This is a genomic window from Paenibacillus sp. JNUCC 34 (assembly GCF_058269055.1).
Genome location: NZ_CM177770.1, coordinates 3527884 through 3547955, shown reverse-complemented (window position 1 = coordinate 3547955; position 20072 = coordinate 3527884). Strand labels below are relative to the sequence as shown.

Genomic DNA, 20072 nt, shown 5'->3' with positions numbered 1-20072 from the left:
TTACTTGTTGTGTCCGTATAGTTGACCGCATGCTGCATCAATGTCCGTTCCGAATTGAGTTCGCACAGTGACTTTGATTCCCTCTGACTTTAAGATACTGACAAACCTTTGAACCCGATCTTTGTCCGATTGATGGAAGCATTCAGGCGTTACGTCGGTTGAATTGTAGGGAATCAAATTGACGTGATATAAATGTTCCCAAGGACCTCTGTCCTTTAATAAAGCAGCAATGGCTTCCGCATGCTCATTTGAATCGTTTTCTCCTCGAAGTAAAATATATGCAATATACACTTTTCTACCTGAATCACGAATATGCTGATCCAACTTGTTCAACACATCATTAAGCGGAAATCGATTGTTAATAGGCATTAGCTCGGTTCGCTGTTCGTCGAACGGAGAGTGCAGTGAAAAGGTAAGGTTAACCTGTGGAAATTCCTTTGTCAGACGATCGATTCCTGGCAAAATTCCGATGGTGGAAACTGTAATTCTTCGATGCCCCAGGCCAAAGGTTCGTGGATCTGTTAAAATCTTAAGCGTGTCGAAGATATAAGGATTGGCTAGCGCCTCCCCCATGCCCATAAACGAGACACTATCCAAGGGTTGACCATTTAAATGAAAGTATAACAATTGATCAGTAATTTCATCAGCAGTTAGATTTCGTTTCAGTCCGATTGTGCCTGTAGCACAGAAACTACAACCATATCCGCATCCGCACTGACTGGAAATACAGTATGATTTCCAGCCACGTTCATAGCGTAGTTGAACTGCTTCTACACGTTCACCGCCCTCAATGGCAAAAAGCACTTTGTTCACTTGTTTGGATGTCTTTTGCATGACAGGGGTTAAGTTCAAAATGTGTTCGCCAAGGTTCTTAATTAATTCGTTTCTTATACCCTTGGGTATTATGGTCATTCTGTCATATTCACCAATTCTTTGCTTGAAGATCGCGTCCGCAATTTGTTGGAACCGATATGCGGGTTGTTTCAAATCTGTCAATATATGTTGAATCATTTCGTATTTCGAAGTTGATTTCATGCTTTTTCTCCTCTTGAGCCGGAGAGAATGTCATTAGCACTCTTTGTTGGTGCTTTGACATGTGCATTAACCAACTAGATAAAATTCACGAAGTTTGTTGCTAGAGTCGCTACGTGCATCTATCAATAGATGGAAAATGCTCCGGCATCCGTTTAGTTTGATCGTGAGCCGTGCCAACGGACAATGAACGGTTCACATGAACATTTACAACTTCAAACATTTATTTCAACCTCCTAAGATAAAATAAGCGTAATGTTACATTATATCTTTTTCAAATTGTATGCGCGGAAAATCGACTTTCCTTAAAATCGCTTTGAACAAGCTCTCGTCACATTGATTAAAGACATTAACAATATCCTCCATAAAAATAAAGAGCTACAAGAAAGTTACCTTTCTTGTAGCTCAAATAAACAATACTAAAATCTAAACCAATTAATGGGATAGAGTATGTTATTTTATTTGAGTGAAGAGAATAAGTAACTTTCTTGCTTAACAAAGAATAAAACAGCTTTTGTTTTATCTTTCGTAATATAAGCAAGAAATATTACATTATTCTCCTCATCTCCCGTCGCTTAATTGATTGCATTCTAGCACAATTAAATTAGAATTTCAACTTTGCACCAAAAACTTCACTGGTAAAGATGCTCAGATAATCTGTACGGGAAGAAGACACTTATTGAAGATACATATCTAGAGATTGATTTCTTCCTGCAGCTTCTCTATGGACTCTGCTGTCACAATTACGCAGGTGCGACAATCGTGTTGTCTCTCATCTTGAGCACATCGTTTTCTGCTTTTATTGTTACCTTCCCGATCTTGTTCTTGTTGTTTGTAGTCGTCCCCTACTTAGCTTACCGAAATATCCGTCGGCAAACGATCGTGGAGAGGTTAAGAATAGCAGAGTAACACGGAGTAATATGCTTTAAGAATGACTCGACAGGCCTGGCAGCACTTTAATATGGCTGAAATCTCTGATATTATGCAATTACAGCAAACAGGTGAACTACGTGCGTTTATTTGCGGGAAAATAAGCTGAATATTTGAAAGTGCATAAAAGGAAGGGAACACATGCAGAAATCGATGACGATTCAAGAAGTAGCCCAGTTGGCTGGTGTTTCTGTAGCCACTGTATCTAGAGTTTTGAACGAAAGTCCTTTAGTTAAAGAGGCTACCCGGCAAAAAGTATTAAGTGTTATTCATAAATTTGATTATCAACCGAACCTGTTGGGGCGGGATTTAAGAAGATCGGAAACGATGAAGGTGCTTGTGTTAACCCCTAGCCTGGATAGACCTATATTCGCCGAAATTGTTAAAGGTATAGAAGAACGTGCCAATGAAGCGGGTTATTATGTGTTGGTGTGCCCAACTTCGAATCATTTGGAGCGGGAAAAAGAACTGCTTCAAATGTTAAAAAACAGGCTCGTTGACGGTGTTATTACCTTTAGTACAACGCTTAGCAAAGAAGAACTAAGCGCACTGGGTCAAAAGCATAGCATCGTTCAATGCTGTGAGTTCGAAAATGCATCTTATACATGTTGCGTATCCATCGACGATGAACAGGCAGCTTTTGACGCTGTAAGTCATTTCATTGAATTAGGACATCAACGTATCGCAATGATCGGTGCTTCTACGCTGTTGTACTCCACACGTCTTAGAGAGCAAGGATATCGCAGAGCGCTTGCACAACATCATATACCTTGTCGGGAAGAATGGATCAAATACGGAGGCTTCTTCCATCATGAGGGTGAAGCGCTGACGAACGAGCTGCTGCAATTGCCAATTCCTCCGACTGCTATATTTTGCATGAATGATAGTCTTGCTATAGGTAGTGTCAATGCGATTAAAAAGAAAGGGTGGTCCGTACCGGGCGATATCGGTGTAATCGGATTCGACAACACCCATGAAGCAACGATGTCTACACCTGTACTTACAACTGTTCATCAGCCGAAATATGATCTCGGTTACACTGCTATGAATTTACTGATTCATAATATGGTTCATACAGAAAAGAAGTATGAGAATGTGATACTGCAACATCAGTTGATTGAACGAGAGTCAACACTTCTATCATAAATAGCAATATCTTATATCGGTTCAGGAGGAGCGCCGCTCTTACTGTTGCCGATTTTTTTTTGAGTTAAGAAAGTATGAACTACCGATTAAAGTGCATCCTTATCTCGTTAGAAAAACTACCGCTAAGTGGAGTCTGTCTTCTTGAAGGTACGTCGATAGGTGTTTTTTATAATTGACGAATTGAAAGGGTTGGAGTAAGATGAACCCAACACAAATGTAATCCGTTACATTTAATAAATAGTGTTAATTAAGGCGTTTAATTTATTTTATGTAATCTGTTACATTGCTGTTCAAGCGCCGTCCTATTACATTTGTGAATCTATTTTTCGGGAGGACTATTTATGAGTTTGGAATTTGGATTGCAGTTGTATTCGGTACGAGATGAATTAATGAAGGATTTTAAAGGAACATTGGAAAAAGTCGCTTCAATCGGATATGAAAATGTGGAATTGTTCTTCCATGACGCAGACAATATGGGGGCGACTATTGGCAATCTGACAGCGGATGAACTGAAACAGGAATTGGATCGCCTTGGATTGAAAGCTGTATCCGCCCATATCGACTTGGCATTTTTGGATGAGGACAAAGCGGAGAAAATTATAGCCTATGCCAAAGAAGTCGGCTTTACTTCACTTGCCATTGCAATCGCTTTCTTCAGCGATAAGCAAGAAGTTCTTGATCTGTGCGCTAAATTAAATACAGCCGGAAAGATGTTTAAGGATAACGGTCTTCAGTTGTATTATCATAACCATTTTGAAGAGTTTCAGAAGTTTGATAATCAGTATGTGCTGGACATTATTCTGGAAAATACGGATGAACAGCTTCTTAAAGTCGAATTTGATACTTATTGGGCACTAAGAGGCGGAATTGATCCGATTGAATATTTGCACAAGCTGGGAGATCGCTGCGATCTTATTCATCAGAAAGACTTGCCTGCTGATGCGATACCGGTGAATTTATTTGAAGTTATCGGTGACGACGCCCTCATCGATATGGAATTGATGATTAAGCTGCATAAGATCGAATATTTCACAGAAGCCGGTCAAGGCATTATGGACATACCTGCGATTGTGGAAGCGTTTAGAAGCAAGCCGGGAGCAAGATATTTGTTTATCGAGCAAGATTGGACGAACAAGAACCAGTTAGAAAGTGTTGAAATCAGCTATAACTATATTTCAAAACTATTTCAATCTTAGATGGTGAAAAGTTGGAGGATGAATATGAGCAAATTAAAAATAGGAATTATAGGCTGTGGCGGAATCGCCCATGCCAAACATTTGCCAGCGTTGGCCAAATTATCAGATTTAGTTGAAATAACAGCGTTTTGCGACATCATCGAGGACCGCGCTGACACGGCTGCCAAGCAATATGGTGCTGTTGGTGCAAAGACATATACGGATTATAAGCAGCTCTTACAGGATGAAGCGATTGATGCGATTCATGTGCTAACTCCGAATATTTCTCATTCCACCATTACAGTTGATGCGCTAGAGGCGGGAAAGCATGTTATGTGTGAGAAACCGATGGCAATTGATTCACAGGAAGCCCGAAATATGCTCGATGCCGCCAAAAGAACCGGAAAGAAGCTTACGATCGGTTATCAAAACCGGTTTAGAGAAGAAGCTTTAATGCTGAAAGAAGCTTGCAGTGATGGATACTTGGGCGATATTTATTTGGCCAAGGCACATGCCGTCCGCCGTCGTGCAGTACCGACATGGGGTGTATTCATGGATAAAGAGAAGCAAGGAGGGGGCCCGTTAATTGATATCGGAACACACGCTCTCGATCTAACGCTATGGTATATGAACAACTATAAAGTGAAGTCCGTATCTGGTTCCGTGTTCCATAAGCTAAAAGATCAGAACAGGGCGAACATGTTCGGACAATGGAATCCCGACGAATTTGAAGTAGAAGATTCCGCTGTTGGTTTTATTAAAATGGAGAACGGTGCAACGATATTTCTCGAGTCTTCATGGGCTCTGAATACGCTTGACGTTCGCGAAGCGATGACGACACTTTGCGGAACGAAGGGCGGGGCGGAGATGCGGCGTCATCCCGTCAGCGGGAAACCGGACTTGCATTTAAATGCCGAAATGTTTGGAAAACTTGTGGAGATCAAGCCTGAAATGAACCCTTCGATTCCGTACTATGGCTCTCGCGTGGAAGATGAAGGCGATCGCGAAGCCCGACAATGGATCGAGGCTATTATGGAAGATAAAGAACCGCTGGTGAAGCCTGAAGAGGCCTACGCGGTGACAACGATTCTTGAAGCGATTTATGAATCTGCGAGAACAGGTAAAGAAGTTATACTACCATCATTATAAATAGTCTCGTCCTCTGCTAGTGGTAGCGGAGGACGAGTTCGGTTTCATGGCAGAGATTCTTGTAAGGATAAATGTAAGGGGTTACACGTAGTGGGTTAATAGGGGGATCTCTTATGGATAATCAGGTTTCATGGAAAGAACGAATTAGTTATGGTCTTGGAGATACGGCTTCCAACTTAGTCTTTCAGATGATTACGATGTATCTGATGTTCTTCTATACGGATGTATACGGATTGAATGTGGCGGCAGTCGGTACTTTGTTCCTGGTGGCGCGGGTAATCGATGCTTTTGATAGTCCGATCATTGGGGTGATTATCGATCGCACTCATACGAAGTGGGGTAAATCAAGGCCATTCTTTCTGTGGCTTGCAATCCCATTCGGTATCGTTGCGGTGCTGACATTCATGACACCGGACTTCGGCAATACGGGCAAACTTGTATACGCTTACTTCACGTATATTGTACTCGGTATTTTGTATGCGGCGATTAATCTGCCGTTAACATCGCTTCTTACGAGCATGACTAGTAATTCGCAGGAACGCACGGTTGTCAATTCGGTCCGAATGATTTTTGGTCAACTAGGTGGTTTGGTCGTCAGCATCGGAGTACTTCCACTCGTAGCGGTTTTTGGCAAAGGCAATCAACAGCAGGGCTTTCTGTGGACGATGGTTTTGTTCGCATCGATTGCTGTCGTACTCTTCTTCATAACGTTTGCAAATACGCGCGAGCGAGTTCAGATGGGCGATAAAAATCAAGTTGTATCGTTCAAAGATGGCGTAAAGGCGTTAAAGGGCAACCTGCCTTGGTGGATTTTGCTCTTCATGAACGTGTTCTTCTGGGTAGGCATGACGAGCAAAGGGCAGTCCGCGGTATTTTACTTGAAATACAATCTTGACCGCGAAGATCTTGTTCCGCTTGTTAATGGTTTAAATGTGATTCTACTCGTTGGCATCGCATTGATGCCGATGTTGGCAAAAAGAATCGGCAAGCGTAATACGGCGTTGCTTGGTATAGCCATCGGCGCAGCGAGTCAGCTATTTGTGTATGTGGCGGCAGTAATGAGCTCTATTCCGATTCTGATCGGAGCCGTAGCGATTGGCAATGTCGGTATCGGATTTACAGTAGGCCTGATGTACGCGATGTTGGCGGATACTGTTGATTACGGTGAATGGAGATCCGGGATCAGAGCTCAAGGCTTGTTGACAGCATCGAGTTCCTTCGGTGTTAAATTCGGTATGGGCATCGGCGGAGCAGTGGCCGCGTGGGTGCTTGCTATTGGCAACTACTTGCCGAACCAGGAACAGGCTGCTTCGGGGCTTGCGGCTATCCAATTCAACTTCGTATGGATACCGTTCATTTGCTTTTTCATATGCGCTCTACTGCTTCTATTCTATAACCTAGAGTTCAATCAGAAAATGATTGGAGAACTGGAAATACAGCGTCAAAGCGGCACAGCTTCGATACAAGCTTAGTATATTGTGAATGCGTAATATTCTAAAGAACCGTTAGGATGATTGATATGATCCCTGATGGTTCTTTCTTTTTTCAGGTACGATAAAATCCATCCGAAAATGGAAAATGAGGGGATTCAGATGTGGCTTTGGAAACGAAAGAAAAAAGAAAGATCGAATCTTCCCTGTTCAATATTTGACTCTTATCGTACAGTCATAGCGTATACACCATTTATACATTTTTTGAATATGAAAGAAAGCCTGTGTTATAATTCACAACTAGGTGGAGTAAATATATGGAAGTGTATAGATTCCTCCTGATTTCAACAATCTCTTTGAGGGTGATTCAAAATGAGCTTTATGGATGCTTTGGAGCAATTAATAGCGGAGCAGGAGCGAGAACGTGACCGGCTTCGAGTCAATCAAATCACTGTACGGGTCGACTATAAGAAAAAGAGCAAAAGCAACGTTTATCAAAAGGAAAAAGTCATCGAATATGGTTTTGTAGAACGTGATTTGGATGATGAGAATTTATATGGGAGGTTTGAACTCTACTTCGCCGATCGCGACACTCTTCTCCAGCAAAATCGGTTTGGAGATGAAATTGCTTTTGGTGAGCTTACAGATGAACATGCAGTTGCAACGGCAATCTTCTCCTATTTAGCGGAGTATTATTCTCATTTTTTGGAGGAAACTCCCTTCGCTATTAGCTATAACCCTATTGCAGAAGCTTGGATTATCGAAGGAACTCTTCCTCCGGGAAGTCTAGGCGGGGTCATTTATATTGCTCTTGCAAAAGAAAATGGAAAACTTCTCATGATATTTGGAACGAGATAAATCACAAAAGAAATGAACAGATTTTAGGCAATAGGTTCTATATAAGCTTCTGATGCAACAAAAATATAATGAAACGGACTAATTATTTCATAAAATGCAGGTGGATGAGTAATGAAGTATTGTTATGTTTGTGGAACGGAATTACATTCCAAAGAATGTGAAGGTGAAGGATTGATCCCGTATTGTGATTCATGTCAGGTGTTTCGCTTTCCTATCTTTAGTACGGCGATAAGCACAGCAGTGCTGAACAAAGAACGGAACAAGGTGCTGTTGATCCGGCAATATAATATGAAAGATTACATTTTGCTGGCTGGTTATGTCAATCGGGGGGAATCAGCGGAAGAGACGTTAATCCGTGAGGTGGAGGAAGAGGTAGGACTGCATGTGGATGAGTACAAGTACATGCGAAGCCTGTATTTTGAACGCTCCAATACACTGATGTTAAATTTCGTTTCTGTAGCACATGATGAGACACTTATGCAAATTAATGAGGAAGTTGAGCATGCTGAGTGGTTTGCTTTTGATGAAGCCAGAAAGGTTATTATGAAAGGAAGTTTGGCGGAGTCTTTTTTGCTGACTATACTTGAACGAATTGAGGCAGATGACTTAGGGCGGCTAAACGGACTTGATTAAAGAAAAGCAGAACTGTGTAGTTGGAGAAAAATGCTTTGACCGAAATCGAATTGCAGATAAAGCAGTTGACCTGATCCCGGTCGAAGATGAAGGGCACTACCGATTCATAAATGCCCTGGAGGAGTTCGCGGAGAAACACATAGGGTGTGTGGGATAGATAATGATCTCTAGAAAAGTAATCCTTGATGAAAGCAGGTGATGGTGTGGGAACAGCTTATAAACTAAATTGCAAGCACTGTACATACAGTCGTGATGTGTTTCTGGGTATTGGATTCAGCCATATGTATCTAAGTTCAATCTTACCGGTAATTAAGAATACAGAGGCTCGTCAGCGGGTTGCGGCATTCATTCCTGATGAGAGTGCTGAGCACGACAGTTATGAAGCACTATTCGTTTGTGGTAAATGCAACAATGTGCACAATGAGCTGTTCTTGCAGATTCAGTCCAATTCTGATCGTTATGAAATAAGTTATATTTGCTCCCGATGCTCAGAGCCACTGCCGTCCGAACCGCTGGAAGAACTCTCCCCAACTACAATTGTGCTGACATGTCCTGATTGCGGGAAACAGAAACTTGATATCACATCTTTCATGGATTGGGACTAACATCAACATCTGTATACAAAAGTAAAAATAAGTATATCGAAGCTAGGAAAGCAACTACGTATAATAAATTTACAAAATGAAAACTACAGACGGATATTTTTGAAAGCGCTTTACTCGAAAGGAGGTATAGAGGACAAAACATTTAAAAACGAAGTGAATTCATATCATAAGGAGGACAGGGATGAACAATAAAAAAGCTTTTGTGATGTTATTTTTTGTTATCGCTTTCATGATCGGCATCGTTGAATCGGATAAAGTAGTTGCTTCATCAAACAATCTAGCATTAGGTCAGCCTACCTTTGCATCAGGAAATGAAGTGGATTGGCTAGTACCCGAAAATGCGGTAGACGGTGATCCAAAAACAAGATGGTCCTCATTAGCAGAGGATGATCAATGGTTTTATGTGGATATGGGTGAGATCAAAAAAATATCCCGCGTGGTCATTAACTGGCAAACTCCAGCGAATACTTACAAGATTTTAGTATCAAGTGATAGTGAAAATTGGACCAATGTTATGCTGGATGATGGAATTTTGACAGCGAAAGGTCCAGGAAATGAGGCTATCGAGTTCGAGGAAACAGATGCTAGATATGTGAAATTTCAAGGTGTGGAGAGAAGACCCGTCGAAGGTGTGCTGTATGGGTATTCATTTTTTGAATTTGAAGTGTATGAGGACAGAGATGTATTACCTGAGATTATGCAAGAGGTAAAGGAAGCTATCTCTATTGAGAAAGGCCAAGAGAACCTAGTACTTCCTGTTATTCGTGAAGGGTATAAATTATCACTATTAGGCACCGATAGCTTGCCTGTCATTGACAAGGAAGGAAATATTCATACGCCTTTGGTAGATGTCGATGTTCATCTGTTGTTGCAAATTGAAAGTGAGAGCGATCCTGAATATAAAATAACGGATAATACGCTTGTTACGGTTCCGGGTCAATATGAGCAATCTGGGGATTTGAATGCAGCACCAAGGGTTATTCCTTCTTTACGTGAGTGGCTTGGGCGTACAGGGGATTTTGTGTTAACGGAAGGCTCAAGAATTGTCGTCAATCCAGCGGATCAGGCTGCCTTACAACATGCGGCTGAGACTACGAAGCAAGATCTTGAGGAGCTAACTAAATTTACTCTTGATATCGAATATGGAGCACCGCGTTCAGGGGATATTTATCTATCGATGGATGCAGCTCTATCGAATCTCGGCGAAGAAGGTTATGTATTAGATATTCATGAATATGCCTCCATCACATCTACAGATATAACAGGTGTATTTTATGGAACGAGATCGATTCTACAAATCTTAAGTCATGATGCTGAACATATTCGCATGCCAATGGGGATGACTCGTGACTATCCCAAGTATGAAGATCGCGGTTTTATGCTTGATGTAGCTCGTAAGTTTTATACCATTGATTTTTTGCAAGATTATGTGAAGCTGATGTCCTATTACAAAATGAATCGGTTCCAAATTCATCTTAATGATGATGTAGGAACGCCATTTGCCAACGGTAAGAAGGCGGCATTTCGTCTGGAAAGTGAGCGATATCCTGGACTGACAAGTCAGGATGGCTTCTATACGAAGGATGAATTCAGGGAGCTGCAGCGGCTCGGCATGGCATACGGCGTTAATGTAGTACCAGAGATCGATACGCCTGGGCATTCTGGTGTCTTCATCGATTATGATCCATCTTTAGGAGAAGGTAAGCAGTTGGACATAACCAGACCCGAAACGATCGCATTTATCAAAGTCTTGTTAGATGAATATGTCGATGGTGACAATCCTACCTTTATAGGTCCTGATGTTCATATTGGTATGGATGAATATTTTGGAAGTGATAAGGAAGCATTCCGACAATATATGGACGCATTAATCAATCATATTAATGGAAAAGGAAAGCATGCGCGGGTATGGGGCGGACTGGCTCAATATGATGGCAACACGCCAATTAGTAATGATGCGACAATGGACATTTGGTATGAGCCATATGGTAGTGCGAAGCAAGCGGCTGAGCTTGGCTATGACATTATCAATGTCAACACCAATCTGCTATATATCGTACCGCAATTATATCGGAATTATTTGAACTTTGATTATATTTATAATAAGTGGGAGCCTGTGGATTGGATTGAAAATGTACTTCCATTTGGACATCCTAATGTGAAGGGCGGTATGTTTGCTCTATGGAATGACGTTTCCGTTGAAAAGGGTGTGTCCATGGCAGATTCCCATCAGCGAATCTTGCCTTCTATGCATGTGCTCTCTGAAAAAATGTGGGCTGGAACAAGATCGGATAAGAATTTTCAATTATTCCAATCGGAGGCTGCTCAATATGGAGACCCGCCTAATGTGAATTTAGCTCATAAGGTAGAAGTGAAAAATCAGGAAAATAAGGTAATTGAGTATTCGTTTGAAGATGGCTTTAGCGATTCTTCCGGTAATGGCTATGACGCTACTGACCATAATGTGAAGCTGACAGAAGGGATATTTGGGGAAGGGGTTAAGCTTAACGGGGGAGCTAGCTATATTCAAACGCCACTTCGCTCACTTGGTTTTGGCTGGACACTCTCAATGTGGATTAAGCCGGATGCTGACAATCCAAGCGACGCTGTATTGCTTGAGTCACCTGAAGGACAATTAAAATTCAACATGGGGAATAGCGGGAGAATTGGCTTTACGAAAGAAAATTATACTAGCGTATTCGACTATCAAGTCCCTACGGACAAATGGACGCATATCGTGCTGACAGGAGATACCAGTGGTACCTCGATCTTTATTAACGGCAGCGAATATTCCACGACGTTGAAGGATGGATCCAAGCTTGAAACCTTTGTATTACCGATGGAGAGAATAGGTAGTGCCACCAATGCTTTCAAAGGTGTGATCGACCAAGTCGTAGTACTGAATACAAACCTTGATTTGCATGGCAATCTAGCCCTAAATAAGCTGGCGGAGTCTTCTAAGCCTGAATCTGATTCTTATACACCGGATAAGGCAGTGGATGGAAAAGGAGATACGAGATGGTCTAGTGAATGGGTAGATAATGTCTGGTTCCTCGTAGACCTTGGTGAATCGATGGAAGTGGATAAGGTGGCTATTTCGTGGCAGACAGCTTACGGTACTAAGTATAAAATATTAGTGTCTGAGGACAAAGAAAATTGGACGAATGTCACACTTACGAATAATGGTATTATTAACGGCAAAGGCGGTCATGAGGTAATTACCTTTAACAATACTAAAGCCAGATACGTTAAATTTGAAGGTGTTGAAAGGGCGACGATCTTCGGATATTCCTTTGAGGAATTTGAAGTGTTTAGCGATAAAAACAAAATCGGAGACAAACGAGCGTTAGTTGATCTGATAACAGGTATCCATGATGAGAAGCTAAAGCGGGAAAAGTATTCCGCACAAGGCTGGCAAGATCTGCAGCAAGCTTTGGAGACAGCGGCAGCTACAATAAATCAATTATCCGCATCGAAGCCGGCAGTTGAGACTGTATTATCCGCATTGAACAAAGCTCGTGACATGCTCACGATTGAGGATGAACTTGCATTGTTAAAGCTGAAGGATGGCGATAGTATTATCTCAAACATACTGCTTCCTACGAAGGGGACGTATGATACTACAATTTCATGGAGCAGCTCAAATCCAGCTTATTTGAATGCTGACGGTCAGCTTTTGAAACGTCCAGCAAAAGGACAATCCGATTTATCGCTTGTTTTAACGGCTACGTTCACTAAGGGAGAAGCGTCTTTAAGCAAAGATTTCCGTGTTAAGATTAAAGCAGAAACAGGCTCCCCATGGTATCCAAGTGACCCGGGTCCGGGATCCGTTACACCTCCTGTGACTGTGCCTGATGCTAATGGAGGTAAGGATATTAAGGGTGGTAAAGATGATAAGGATGGTAAATCTACAGGCACAGAGCAAAAAGGGGGCGACCATGAAAGCTCCACTACTGTGCTGCGAGATATCGCTGGTCATTGGGCGGAAGGTTATATTAACCAAGCTGTCCAGCTTGGTTTTGTTAATGGTTACAATGGCGGGGTATTCCGGCCAGATAAACCGATAAGCAGAGAAGAATTTGTAGTGATGCTCGTTAGAGCTTTGAAGCTTGAAGGTGAAGGAAGTCCATTATCCTTCAAGGATGCAAAGGATATTCAGAGTTGGGCACGTCCTGCGATAGCACAAGCCTTGCAAGCAGGTCTTGTCAGTGGTTATGAGGATCAAACTTTTCGTCCGAAAGCACAAATTAACCGTTCAGAAATGGCAGCGATTATTGTTCGAGCCATGGGTATATCATTATCTGAAGTGAAGGAGCTTCCATTTAAGGATGCTGCTCAAATTCCGAAATGGGCACAGCCATATGTTGCAGCAGGTTATGAAGCAGGAGTAATCACTGGTCGCAGCGAGCATATATTTGCGCCAGAAAAGCTGGCAACGCGTGCTGAGGCGATTGTGATGATTTTGCGTATGTTAGGTATTAAGTAAGCAAACAGAGAATTGACCTCTATAGTTAAGAACTATTTCTTTAGATGATAGCCTTTGCCCAATGGGCAAGGGCTGTTTTTTAATGAATAATTTTAAGTAAACTCAATGCGTATAGTATAATCATGGAAAAATTGGGAGGGATTTATTTGTTGAAAATATTGTTTGCTCTAATTGCATCTATTTTAGCCATTTATGCTTTAATAACTGAAAAAGCTGTAGTAATGCCTTTTATGATTTTCTTCTTAGGAGTACTTCCCAAATTACAACGCTATCCCGCTGCTGTACGCTGATACCCTCGAACGATACCCCGAGCTCAGGCTGGTGTTGGAACAGCTCGAAGGCAGGATTGGCAATGACGACATGCGGGAGCTAAACTATCGCGTCGATGTGCTGCATGAAAAACCCGAAGAGGTAGCCAAAGATTATCTACTATCGAAAGGTTTTTTTACGGAATGAGCATAGAGTTCGTGTCGTCTTGAATAATCGTGACATAAAGAAGGCTATCGAGACTTTCTCGATAACCTGACGCTAACGCACGTTAGTGTCTTTTTTTCGTTGAAAAGGGGACAAGGAACATGAATATGAATTTGAGATGGGAGATTATTCCTGGTAATGAGTGGTGTCACCATATAAATCAACGTTCAGGACGTCATTATGAATCGTAACTTTGCATAGAGCAGTTGGGTGAATGTCGGGCATGCTCCCGATTTCATGCAGCTGTTTATTCATAAAATAGCTCATTATCGCTTTTAACGTGATCCGGTGCGTTACAATAAGCACTTGTTGGCCCTTATGATTGGTCATGATATCTTGGATCGCAGGAAGCGCTCTTTTCATCAATCCACTATAGCTCTCCCCCTGACCCATGGGTTGGTATAAATGAGGTTCATTGAAAAATTGATAAAATGGAGTAGGAGAATCTTGCGTAATTTGTTCGATTTGCTGGCCTTCCCATAGTCCCATGTTGATTTCTTTTAGGGAATCAAGTTTCACGATCTCCGAGAACCGATGACCTGATATTATACCTGCCGTAGTTATTGCGCGGGGACTGGAACTGCAATAAATTGCATCGAACGGAACGGTGGACAAGCGCTCACCCAACCATTGGGCTTGTTGAACCCCAAGTTGAGTAAGAGGGGAATCCATATGTCCCTGCATCTTTCTCACCAGATTCCATTCGGTTTGTCCGTGACGGGTCATATATAACGTTGTTTCCATCCTGTAATCCTCCTCATTGAAATGTAAGTCTAGTATAATGTGTGGACATATAAACGAATAATATATAATATCGAATACGTATAACTTTTATATATAGGTGGAGATGCTATTGAACCTTCATGCGTTGAGATTGTTTTATTATGTGGCGTTAACTGGCAGTGTAACGAAAGCTTCAGAAAAATTACATATTAGCCAACCAGCTATTTCGGCACAAATTCGTAAATTTGAAAAAGAGAACGATATAAAGTTATTCAACATTCAGGGCAGAGGCCTGGTTCTTACTCCTTTAGGGAATAAGCTGATTAAGCCATTGGAGAAGATGTTCTCAATCGAGGAGCAGGTACAGAATTTGATCGAAGATCATCATAACTATCCTGAAGGAAAATTACGGATTGCCGGAAATTATCTAGCTACGAGTGTACTCATTCCGAAGTGGGCCTCCTTATTTAAACAAAGATATTCTGCCGTTGAAGTGCAGATTACGACAGTCAACTCGCACGAAGCGATAGAAAAATTAATCAACTTTGAGGTCGATGTAGCGATCTACAGCGACATGGGTGTGCCTTTCGCAGATCCAGATGAATTTGAATGTACAGAACTGTACAGGGATGAATATTTGTTCGTCGTAGCACCCGGACATAAATATGCATTGCACAAGGTTACATTTAAAGAAATTGCATCAGAACCGTTTATTATGAGAGAAGAGGGAAGTGCTGCGAGAGAAAGATTATTTCAGCTATGCAGAGAACAGCAGATCCGTCCTCCCCAAATTGAATTGCAATTTAATGGGCTGCATGAGACTATTCTTGCTGTAATGGCTGGTTATGGAGTAAGTTTTGTCTCTTCTCTGGTAGCGGAACCTTTATTGAAGCAGTGTGTCCTTGCCAGAGTGGACGTGCCGGGGATTTCTTCAATGAATTCTATTTTGCTGGGCACGAGAAGGAGGGAACATCAGGAGATGTTTGTTCATGACTTCATTACTTTAGTTAACCATCATTTGGACACGAAGGTCTAAAAAACCTCAGATGGGTAGACAAATTCTGAGGACTTGTCATTGAAGGAGGAGAAATAAAGTCATATGAATCTATTTGTCGTTGGTGATGTACATGGCTGTCTTCATACGTTTAAAGGACTTCTTGACCGCCATTGGAATCCTGATAAGGAGCGACTCGTCCAACTAGGGGATTTAATCGACCGTGGGAATGATACGCCGGGCACACTCCTTTTGGCTAAGGAACTGAGAAAGCGTTATGGCGCGAACGCTATTTTTCTCAAGGGCAATCATGAATACGAGTTTTCAATGCATATTGAGAATGGTCCAAACGAATTTTGGCTTCCGCAATGCGGCTTTGAAACGCTGAATCAGCTCAGGTCCGCTAACATGGAACTGCAGGAGGTATCTGAATGGATTCAAGAGCTTCCGCTCGTTTGGGAGAACGAGCATATATTGATAAGCCATGCTGGTATTGCAGATCAGGTCGAATCCCCATTTGATGAAGGAAATGAGTTAGGCGTGCTTTGGAATCGAACACCGTTGAGAAATATCGGTAGACTTCAAATTATCGGCCACACGCCTTGCAAGTCTGGGTCTCCTGAATATGATGAGGCGTCTCACTCGTGGAATATTGATACTGGAGCTTACAGGAAAGTTGCATTGAGTGCCATCCGAGTCACCTCGCTAGGTGAAGTGCATGAGATTGTTCAGTTTCCAGTTGATCCAAGAGATGTGAGTGAAGAAGCGGGTATGGTTCTATAAAAAAGTCACATTAGTAGACGGATGGACGTTAGCAACGTTTATCCGTTTTTTTGTTTTGTAAGAATTTGACATTGACTTTTCTGGTAATTAGAAGTTACTATAGCAGTGAAATAACACTTAAACGTTTAAGTAATCAAAAAGGGGGAGCATCCATGTCAAAACGTTTGTTGATTTCCACCATTATTTTAACGTTATTTAGCTTTTCATTGCTTACTGCATGTGGAACGGATAATCAATCATCAAGCCAGCCATCGCAAGGGAATGAAGCAGCAGGAAACGAACAACAAGAGGGAATGAAGCCAGAGGTCGGGGCTGAATTACTTGTATGGGAATCAAAAGGTCCTGAATTCGATTATATGAAAGCGGTCGCACAAGACTTTGAAAAGGAATATGGCATAAAAGTAAAGGTAGAGCCTGTTCCTGCGATAGATGCCGTCAAGAAACTTACCACGGATGGACCCGCTGGACTTGGGGCTGATGTCTTCTCTTCGCCTCATGATCAATTGGGGAATGCGGTTATGGCAGGACTCGTATTGCAAAATGATGTGTATACCGATTCTGAAAAAAATGATTTTATGTCTTCTGCGATAGATGGTGTTAGCTATGACGGGGTTCTGTATGGATTTCCAACAGCCATTGACACGTATGCGCTTTTTTACAATAAGAAGTTGATGGAACAAGCACCGAAGACTTACGAGGAGATCATTAAATTCGCCGAAACTTATAACGATCCGGAAAGCAAAAAGTATGGTTTTATGTGGGATGTAGGTCAGTTGTACTTATCTTATTCATTCCTTGGTGGTTACGGTGGATATGTATTTGGCAATCATGGAACGGATGTAAATGATATCGGTCTTAACAATGAGAAGTCGATAGAAGGAGCAGAATTCCTACAGTCCTTTAAAAAAGTGCTGCCCTTAAATATAAACGACCTCAATGATAATATTATCACTGGATTTTTCCAAGAAGGTAAAACAGCTGCCATTATTAATGGACCGTGGTTCGCTTCAAGTTTGGTGAATACGAAAATAGATTATGGCGTGGCTCCATTACCTCTATTGCCTAATGGGGAACACCCAGTAAGTTTTTCAGGCATTAGAGGTTTGTATGTGAACTCGTACACGAAGTATCCGGTTGCTGCAAAATTGTTTGCGAGTTATGCGACAAGTAAACAAAATTTAACGAAGCGTTTTGAAATGACAACTCAATTGCCTCCGAGGAAAGACCTGATGGACGATCCGATTCTTACGAAAGACCCGAATACCATGGCTTTCTTAGAGCAAGCCCAATATTCAACTCCTATGCCGTCTATTCCGGAAATGGGTAATGTTTGGGTTCCTTCAAGTGCTGCACTCTCATCCATTTGGAATGACAATCAAGATCCGGGTACAGTCTTGAATAAAGCTGTAAGTCAAATCAAAACAGCAATAAAAACTACAAAGTAGGATGATTCTCCAAATCCCAATAAGGCGGTCTCAGCAGTATGTATATGAAAAAGAGTTCTCGTCAGCATCAGACAAAAGCCACGATTTTCTCTGCGGTTTTTATAGGATTAGGCCAGCTGTATAACAAGCAATATCTGAAGGGCCTGATTTATATAATTCTAGCTCAATTGTTCTTTTGGAACTATTATCCTATTGCCTATAAAGCCATCGTGGGATTTATAACGTTAGGAGATGTGCCTACAAAGGTTATTAATGGGAAAGTCGTGCAGGGTGACCATTCTATTTTTCTATTAATCAATGGTCTAATCACACTCGTAGTCATTCTTCTGTACTTGGGTTTTTATTTCATGAATATTAATGATGCCAGAAAAAATGGAGCGCTTAGAGACGAAGGAAAATATGCTCCGAAATTTGCAGATTCAATTCAAACCATGAAATTTCGTAAATTGCCTTACCTTTTGTTATTGCCCGCAGCTTTTTTTGTCCTGTTTGTTACCGTTATTCCGCTACTATTTAATGTGTTGATTGCATTTACCAACTATTCGGCTCCTGGACATATTCCGGATCGCGCATTAGTTGATTGGATCGGATTTAGCGTGTTCTATGATTTATTTGCACAAGAATCATGGAGATCTACTTTCTTCGGTATATCCGTCTGGAATTTGATATGGGCTACAGTTTCGACCAGCACCGTTTTTCTGAGCGGACTTTTATTAGCGATGATGGTGAATCATCCTCAGATTAGACTCAAAAAATTTTGGAGGACCATCTTTATTCTGCCTTGGGCGGTTCCACAATTCATATCGATCTTGGTTTTTAGGGTATTATTGAACGGCTCATTCGGTCCTATTAACGATTTAGTAACGAAGCTTGGTTTCTCACCAGTGCCTTGGCTCTCAGATCCGACAATGGCGAAAGTATCCATCCTTATTGTTAATTTATGGTTCTCAACTCCGTTTCTCATGGCGTTGATGTCAGGGATCTTAACGACAATGCCACGTGACATTTACGAAGCTGCAGAGGTAGACGGTGCCTCAAAACTACAAAACTTTTTTAAGATCACGCTTCCTCTTGTCTTATTGGCTACTGCACCTATTTTTATTATGCAATTCGCTTTTAACTTTAATAATTTCAATCTGATTTATTTACTTACGGATGGGCAACCGAATAATCCTGACTATTATTACGCGGGAAGCACCGATATTCTGATCTCATGGATTTTTAAAATGACACTGAACCAGAGTCAATTTAATATGGCTTCTGCAGTGTCTGTCATTATGTTCATTTTCATTGCGATTTTTTCTTTATGGAATTACAGGCGGATGAAGTCAAATCAAGAAGAGGATTTGGTCTAAATGTCGAAAATAAAAAACAACTTGCTGGTCATTGGCATTTACATGATTTTTATCGTGCTAACGATTACCACAGTTTATCCAATTATTTGGGTAATTGGAACGTCACTTCATCCTGGTAACACCTTGTTGGTAAGTCAGATGTTCCCTGATAATCCCACGATTGCTCATTATGTTGATCTGATGAAGAACACGGACTTTGGATTGTGGTACAAGAATACGATAAAGATCGCCATTTCGAACGCGTTGATATCCACTACACTAGTAGCGGCGACCGCTTATGCCTTTTCTAGATTTCGATTTAAAGGTAGACAACAAGGGTTAATGACGTTATTAATCTTACAAATGTTTCCCGGCTTCTTATCGGTTATGGCATTATTTGTTCTACTGTTGCAAACGAGATTGCTAGATACACATCTAGGGTTAATTCTGATTTATGCTGGCGGGTCCATTTCAATGGGGACATGGGTGATGAAAGGTCATTTTGACACGATTCCCAAAAGTCTAGAAGAAGCTGCTTTTATTGATGGCGCTAGTAATAAGGATTCCTTTTTAAAAATTATTTTACCTTTATCGTTACCGGCCATTACATTCGTTGCACTGAATAGTTTTATTACGCCCTTCATGGATTTTATTTTGCCGCAAATTGTTCTAAGATCATCGGAAAAAATGACGTTAGCGCAAGGGTTATATAATATGGTGGCGAATGAGACGAATTCCAGCTTTACCTTATTTGCTGCGGGTGCTGTGCTCGTTGCATTGCCGATTACGATCTTGTATATGTACTTCCAGAAATATTTAATTAACGGGATCGCAGCAGGTGCGGATAAAGGGTAAGGGATTACAAACCACATATG

General features: G+C 41.4%; 17 protein-coding genes. 15 read left to right on the top strand and 2 right to left on the bottom strand.

Annotated elements, in window-relative coordinates; translation table 11 throughout:
* On the bottom strand, nucleotides 1-1035 hold the full coding sequence (locus AC2TF5_RS16540; RefSeq protein WP_491298191.1) for a Cfr family 23S rRNA (adenine(2503)-C(8))-methyltransferase: 1035 nt from the start codon (nucleotides 1033-1035) through the stop codon (nucleotides 1-3).
* 1068 nt (nucleotides 1036-2103) lie between these two features.
* On the opposite strand from AC2TF5_RS16540, the gene AC2TF5_RS16535 reads away from it, so the two are divergent.
* The 10 genes from AC2TF5_RS16535 (at nucleotide 2104) to AC2TF5_RS16490 (ending at nucleotide 13900) form a co-directional block, all read left to right on the top strand.
* Nucleotides 2104-3108, top strand: a complete 1005-nt coding sequence (locus tag AC2TF5_RS16535; protein ID WP_491298190.1) for a LacI family DNA-binding transcriptional regulator — start codon at nucleotides 2104-2106, stop codon at nucleotides 3106-3108.
* Nucleotides 3109-3449: 341 nt separating this feature from the next.
* Entirely contained in the window at nucleotides 3450-4304 is an 855-nt protein-coding gene (locus AC2TF5_RS16530; protein ID WP_491298189.1) for a sugar phosphate isomerase/epimerase family protein, read from the top strand.
* 24 nt (nucleotides 4305-4328) lie between these two features.
* A complete protein-coding gene (locus AC2TF5_RS16525) occupies nucleotides 4329-5432 on the top strand; it encodes a Gfo/Idh/MocA family protein (RefSeq protein WP_491298188.1) in 1104 nt (367 codons plus the stop codon).
* Between the two features lie 113 nt (nucleotides 5433-5545).
* On the top strand, nucleotides 5546-6904 hold the full coding sequence (locus AC2TF5_RS16520; RefSeq protein WP_491298187.1) for a glycoside-pentoside-hexuronide (GPH):cation symporter: 1359 nt from the start codon (nucleotides 5546-5548) through the stop codon (nucleotides 6902-6904).
* Nucleotides 6905-7234: 330 nt separating this feature from the next.
* Nucleotides 7235-7720, top strand: a complete 486-nt coding sequence (locus AC2TF5_RS16515; protein WP_208914346.1) for an NTF2 fold immunity protein — start codon at nucleotides 7235-7237, stop codon at nucleotides 7718-7720.
* Between the two features lie 111 nt (nucleotides 7721-7831).
* A complete protein-coding gene (locus AC2TF5_RS16510) occupies nucleotides 7832-8353 on the top strand; it encodes an NAD(+) diphosphatase (RefSeq protein ID WP_491298185.1) in 522 nt (173 codons plus the stop codon).
* A 185-nt stretch (nucleotides 8354-8538) separates the two neighbouring features.
* Nucleotides 8539-8958: a hypothetical protein gene (locus tag AC2TF5_RS16505; protein ID WP_491298184.1), complete on the top strand. Its 420-nt coding sequence runs from the start codon at nucleotides 8539-8541 to the stop codon at nucleotides 8956-8958.
* Between the two features lie 181 nt (nucleotides 8959-9139).
* Complete coding sequence (locus AC2TF5_RS16500) at nucleotides 9140-13444, top strand: discoidin domain-containing protein (RefSeq protein WP_491298182.1); 4305 nt, start codon at nucleotides 9140-9142, stop codon at nucleotides 13442-13444.
* Between the two features lie 146 nt (nucleotides 13445-13590).
* Nucleotides 13591-13734, top strand: coding sequence for a hypothetical protein (locus tag AC2TF5_RS16495; RefSeq protein ID WP_491298181.1), 144 nt, complete (start codon nucleotides 13591-13593; stop codon nucleotides 13732-13734).
* Entirely contained in the window at nucleotides 13715-13900 is a 186-nt protein-coding gene (locus AC2TF5_RS16490; RefSeq protein WP_491302917.1) for a glycine betaine ABC transporter substrate-binding protein, read from the top strand. The genes AC2TF5_RS16495 and AC2TF5_RS16490 overlap by 20 nt, the downstream gene beginning before the upstream one ends.
* A 144-nt stretch (nucleotides 13901-14044) precedes the next feature.
* Here the strand turns inward: AC2TF5_RS16490 and AC2TF5_RS16485 are convergent, their stop codons facing one another.
* Nucleotides 14045-14662 carry a histidine phosphatase family protein gene (locus AC2TF5_RS16485; RefSeq protein ID WP_491298180.1) on the bottom strand — a complete coding sequence of 206 codons (618 nt, stop codon included), beginning with the start codon at nucleotides 14660-14662 and terminating at the stop codon, nucleotides 14045-14047.
* 109 nt (nucleotides 14663-14771) lie between these two features.
* On the opposite strand from AC2TF5_RS16485, the gene AC2TF5_RS16480 reads away from it, so the two are divergent.
* The 5 genes from AC2TF5_RS16480 to AC2TF5_RS16460 all read left to right on the top strand — a co-directional run bounded on the left by AC2TF5_RS16480 (nucleotide 14772) and on the right by AC2TF5_RS16460 (nucleotide 20052).
* On the top strand, nucleotides 14772-15677 hold the full coding sequence (locus AC2TF5_RS16480) for a LysR family transcriptional regulator (RefSeq protein WP_491298179.1): 906 nt from the start codon (nucleotides 14772-14774) through the stop codon (nucleotides 15675-15677).
* 63 nt (nucleotides 15678-15740) lie between these two features.
* Nucleotides 15741-16418 (top strand): metallophosphoesterase family protein, encoded by a 678-nt coding sequence (locus tag AC2TF5_RS16475; protein WP_491298178.1) that lies wholly within the window; start codon nucleotides 15741-15743, stop codon nucleotides 16416-16418.
* Nucleotides 16419-16570: 152 nt separating this feature from the next.
* On the top strand, nucleotides 16571-17863 hold the full coding sequence (locus tag AC2TF5_RS16470) for a sugar ABC transporter substrate-binding protein (RefSeq protein WP_491298177.1): 1293 nt from the start codon (nucleotides 16571-16573) through the stop codon (nucleotides 17861-17863).
* Nucleotides 17864-17901: 38 nt separating this feature from the next.
* Entirely contained in the window at nucleotides 17902-19218 is a 1317-nt protein-coding gene (locus AC2TF5_RS16465; RefSeq protein WP_491298176.1) for a sugar ABC transporter permease, read from the top strand.
* A complete protein-coding gene (locus tag AC2TF5_RS16460) occupies nucleotides 19219-20052 on the top strand; it encodes a sugar ABC transporter permease (RefSeq protein ID WP_491298175.1) in 834 nt (277 codons plus the stop codon).
* Nucleotides 20053-20072 lie beyond the last annotated feature (20 nt).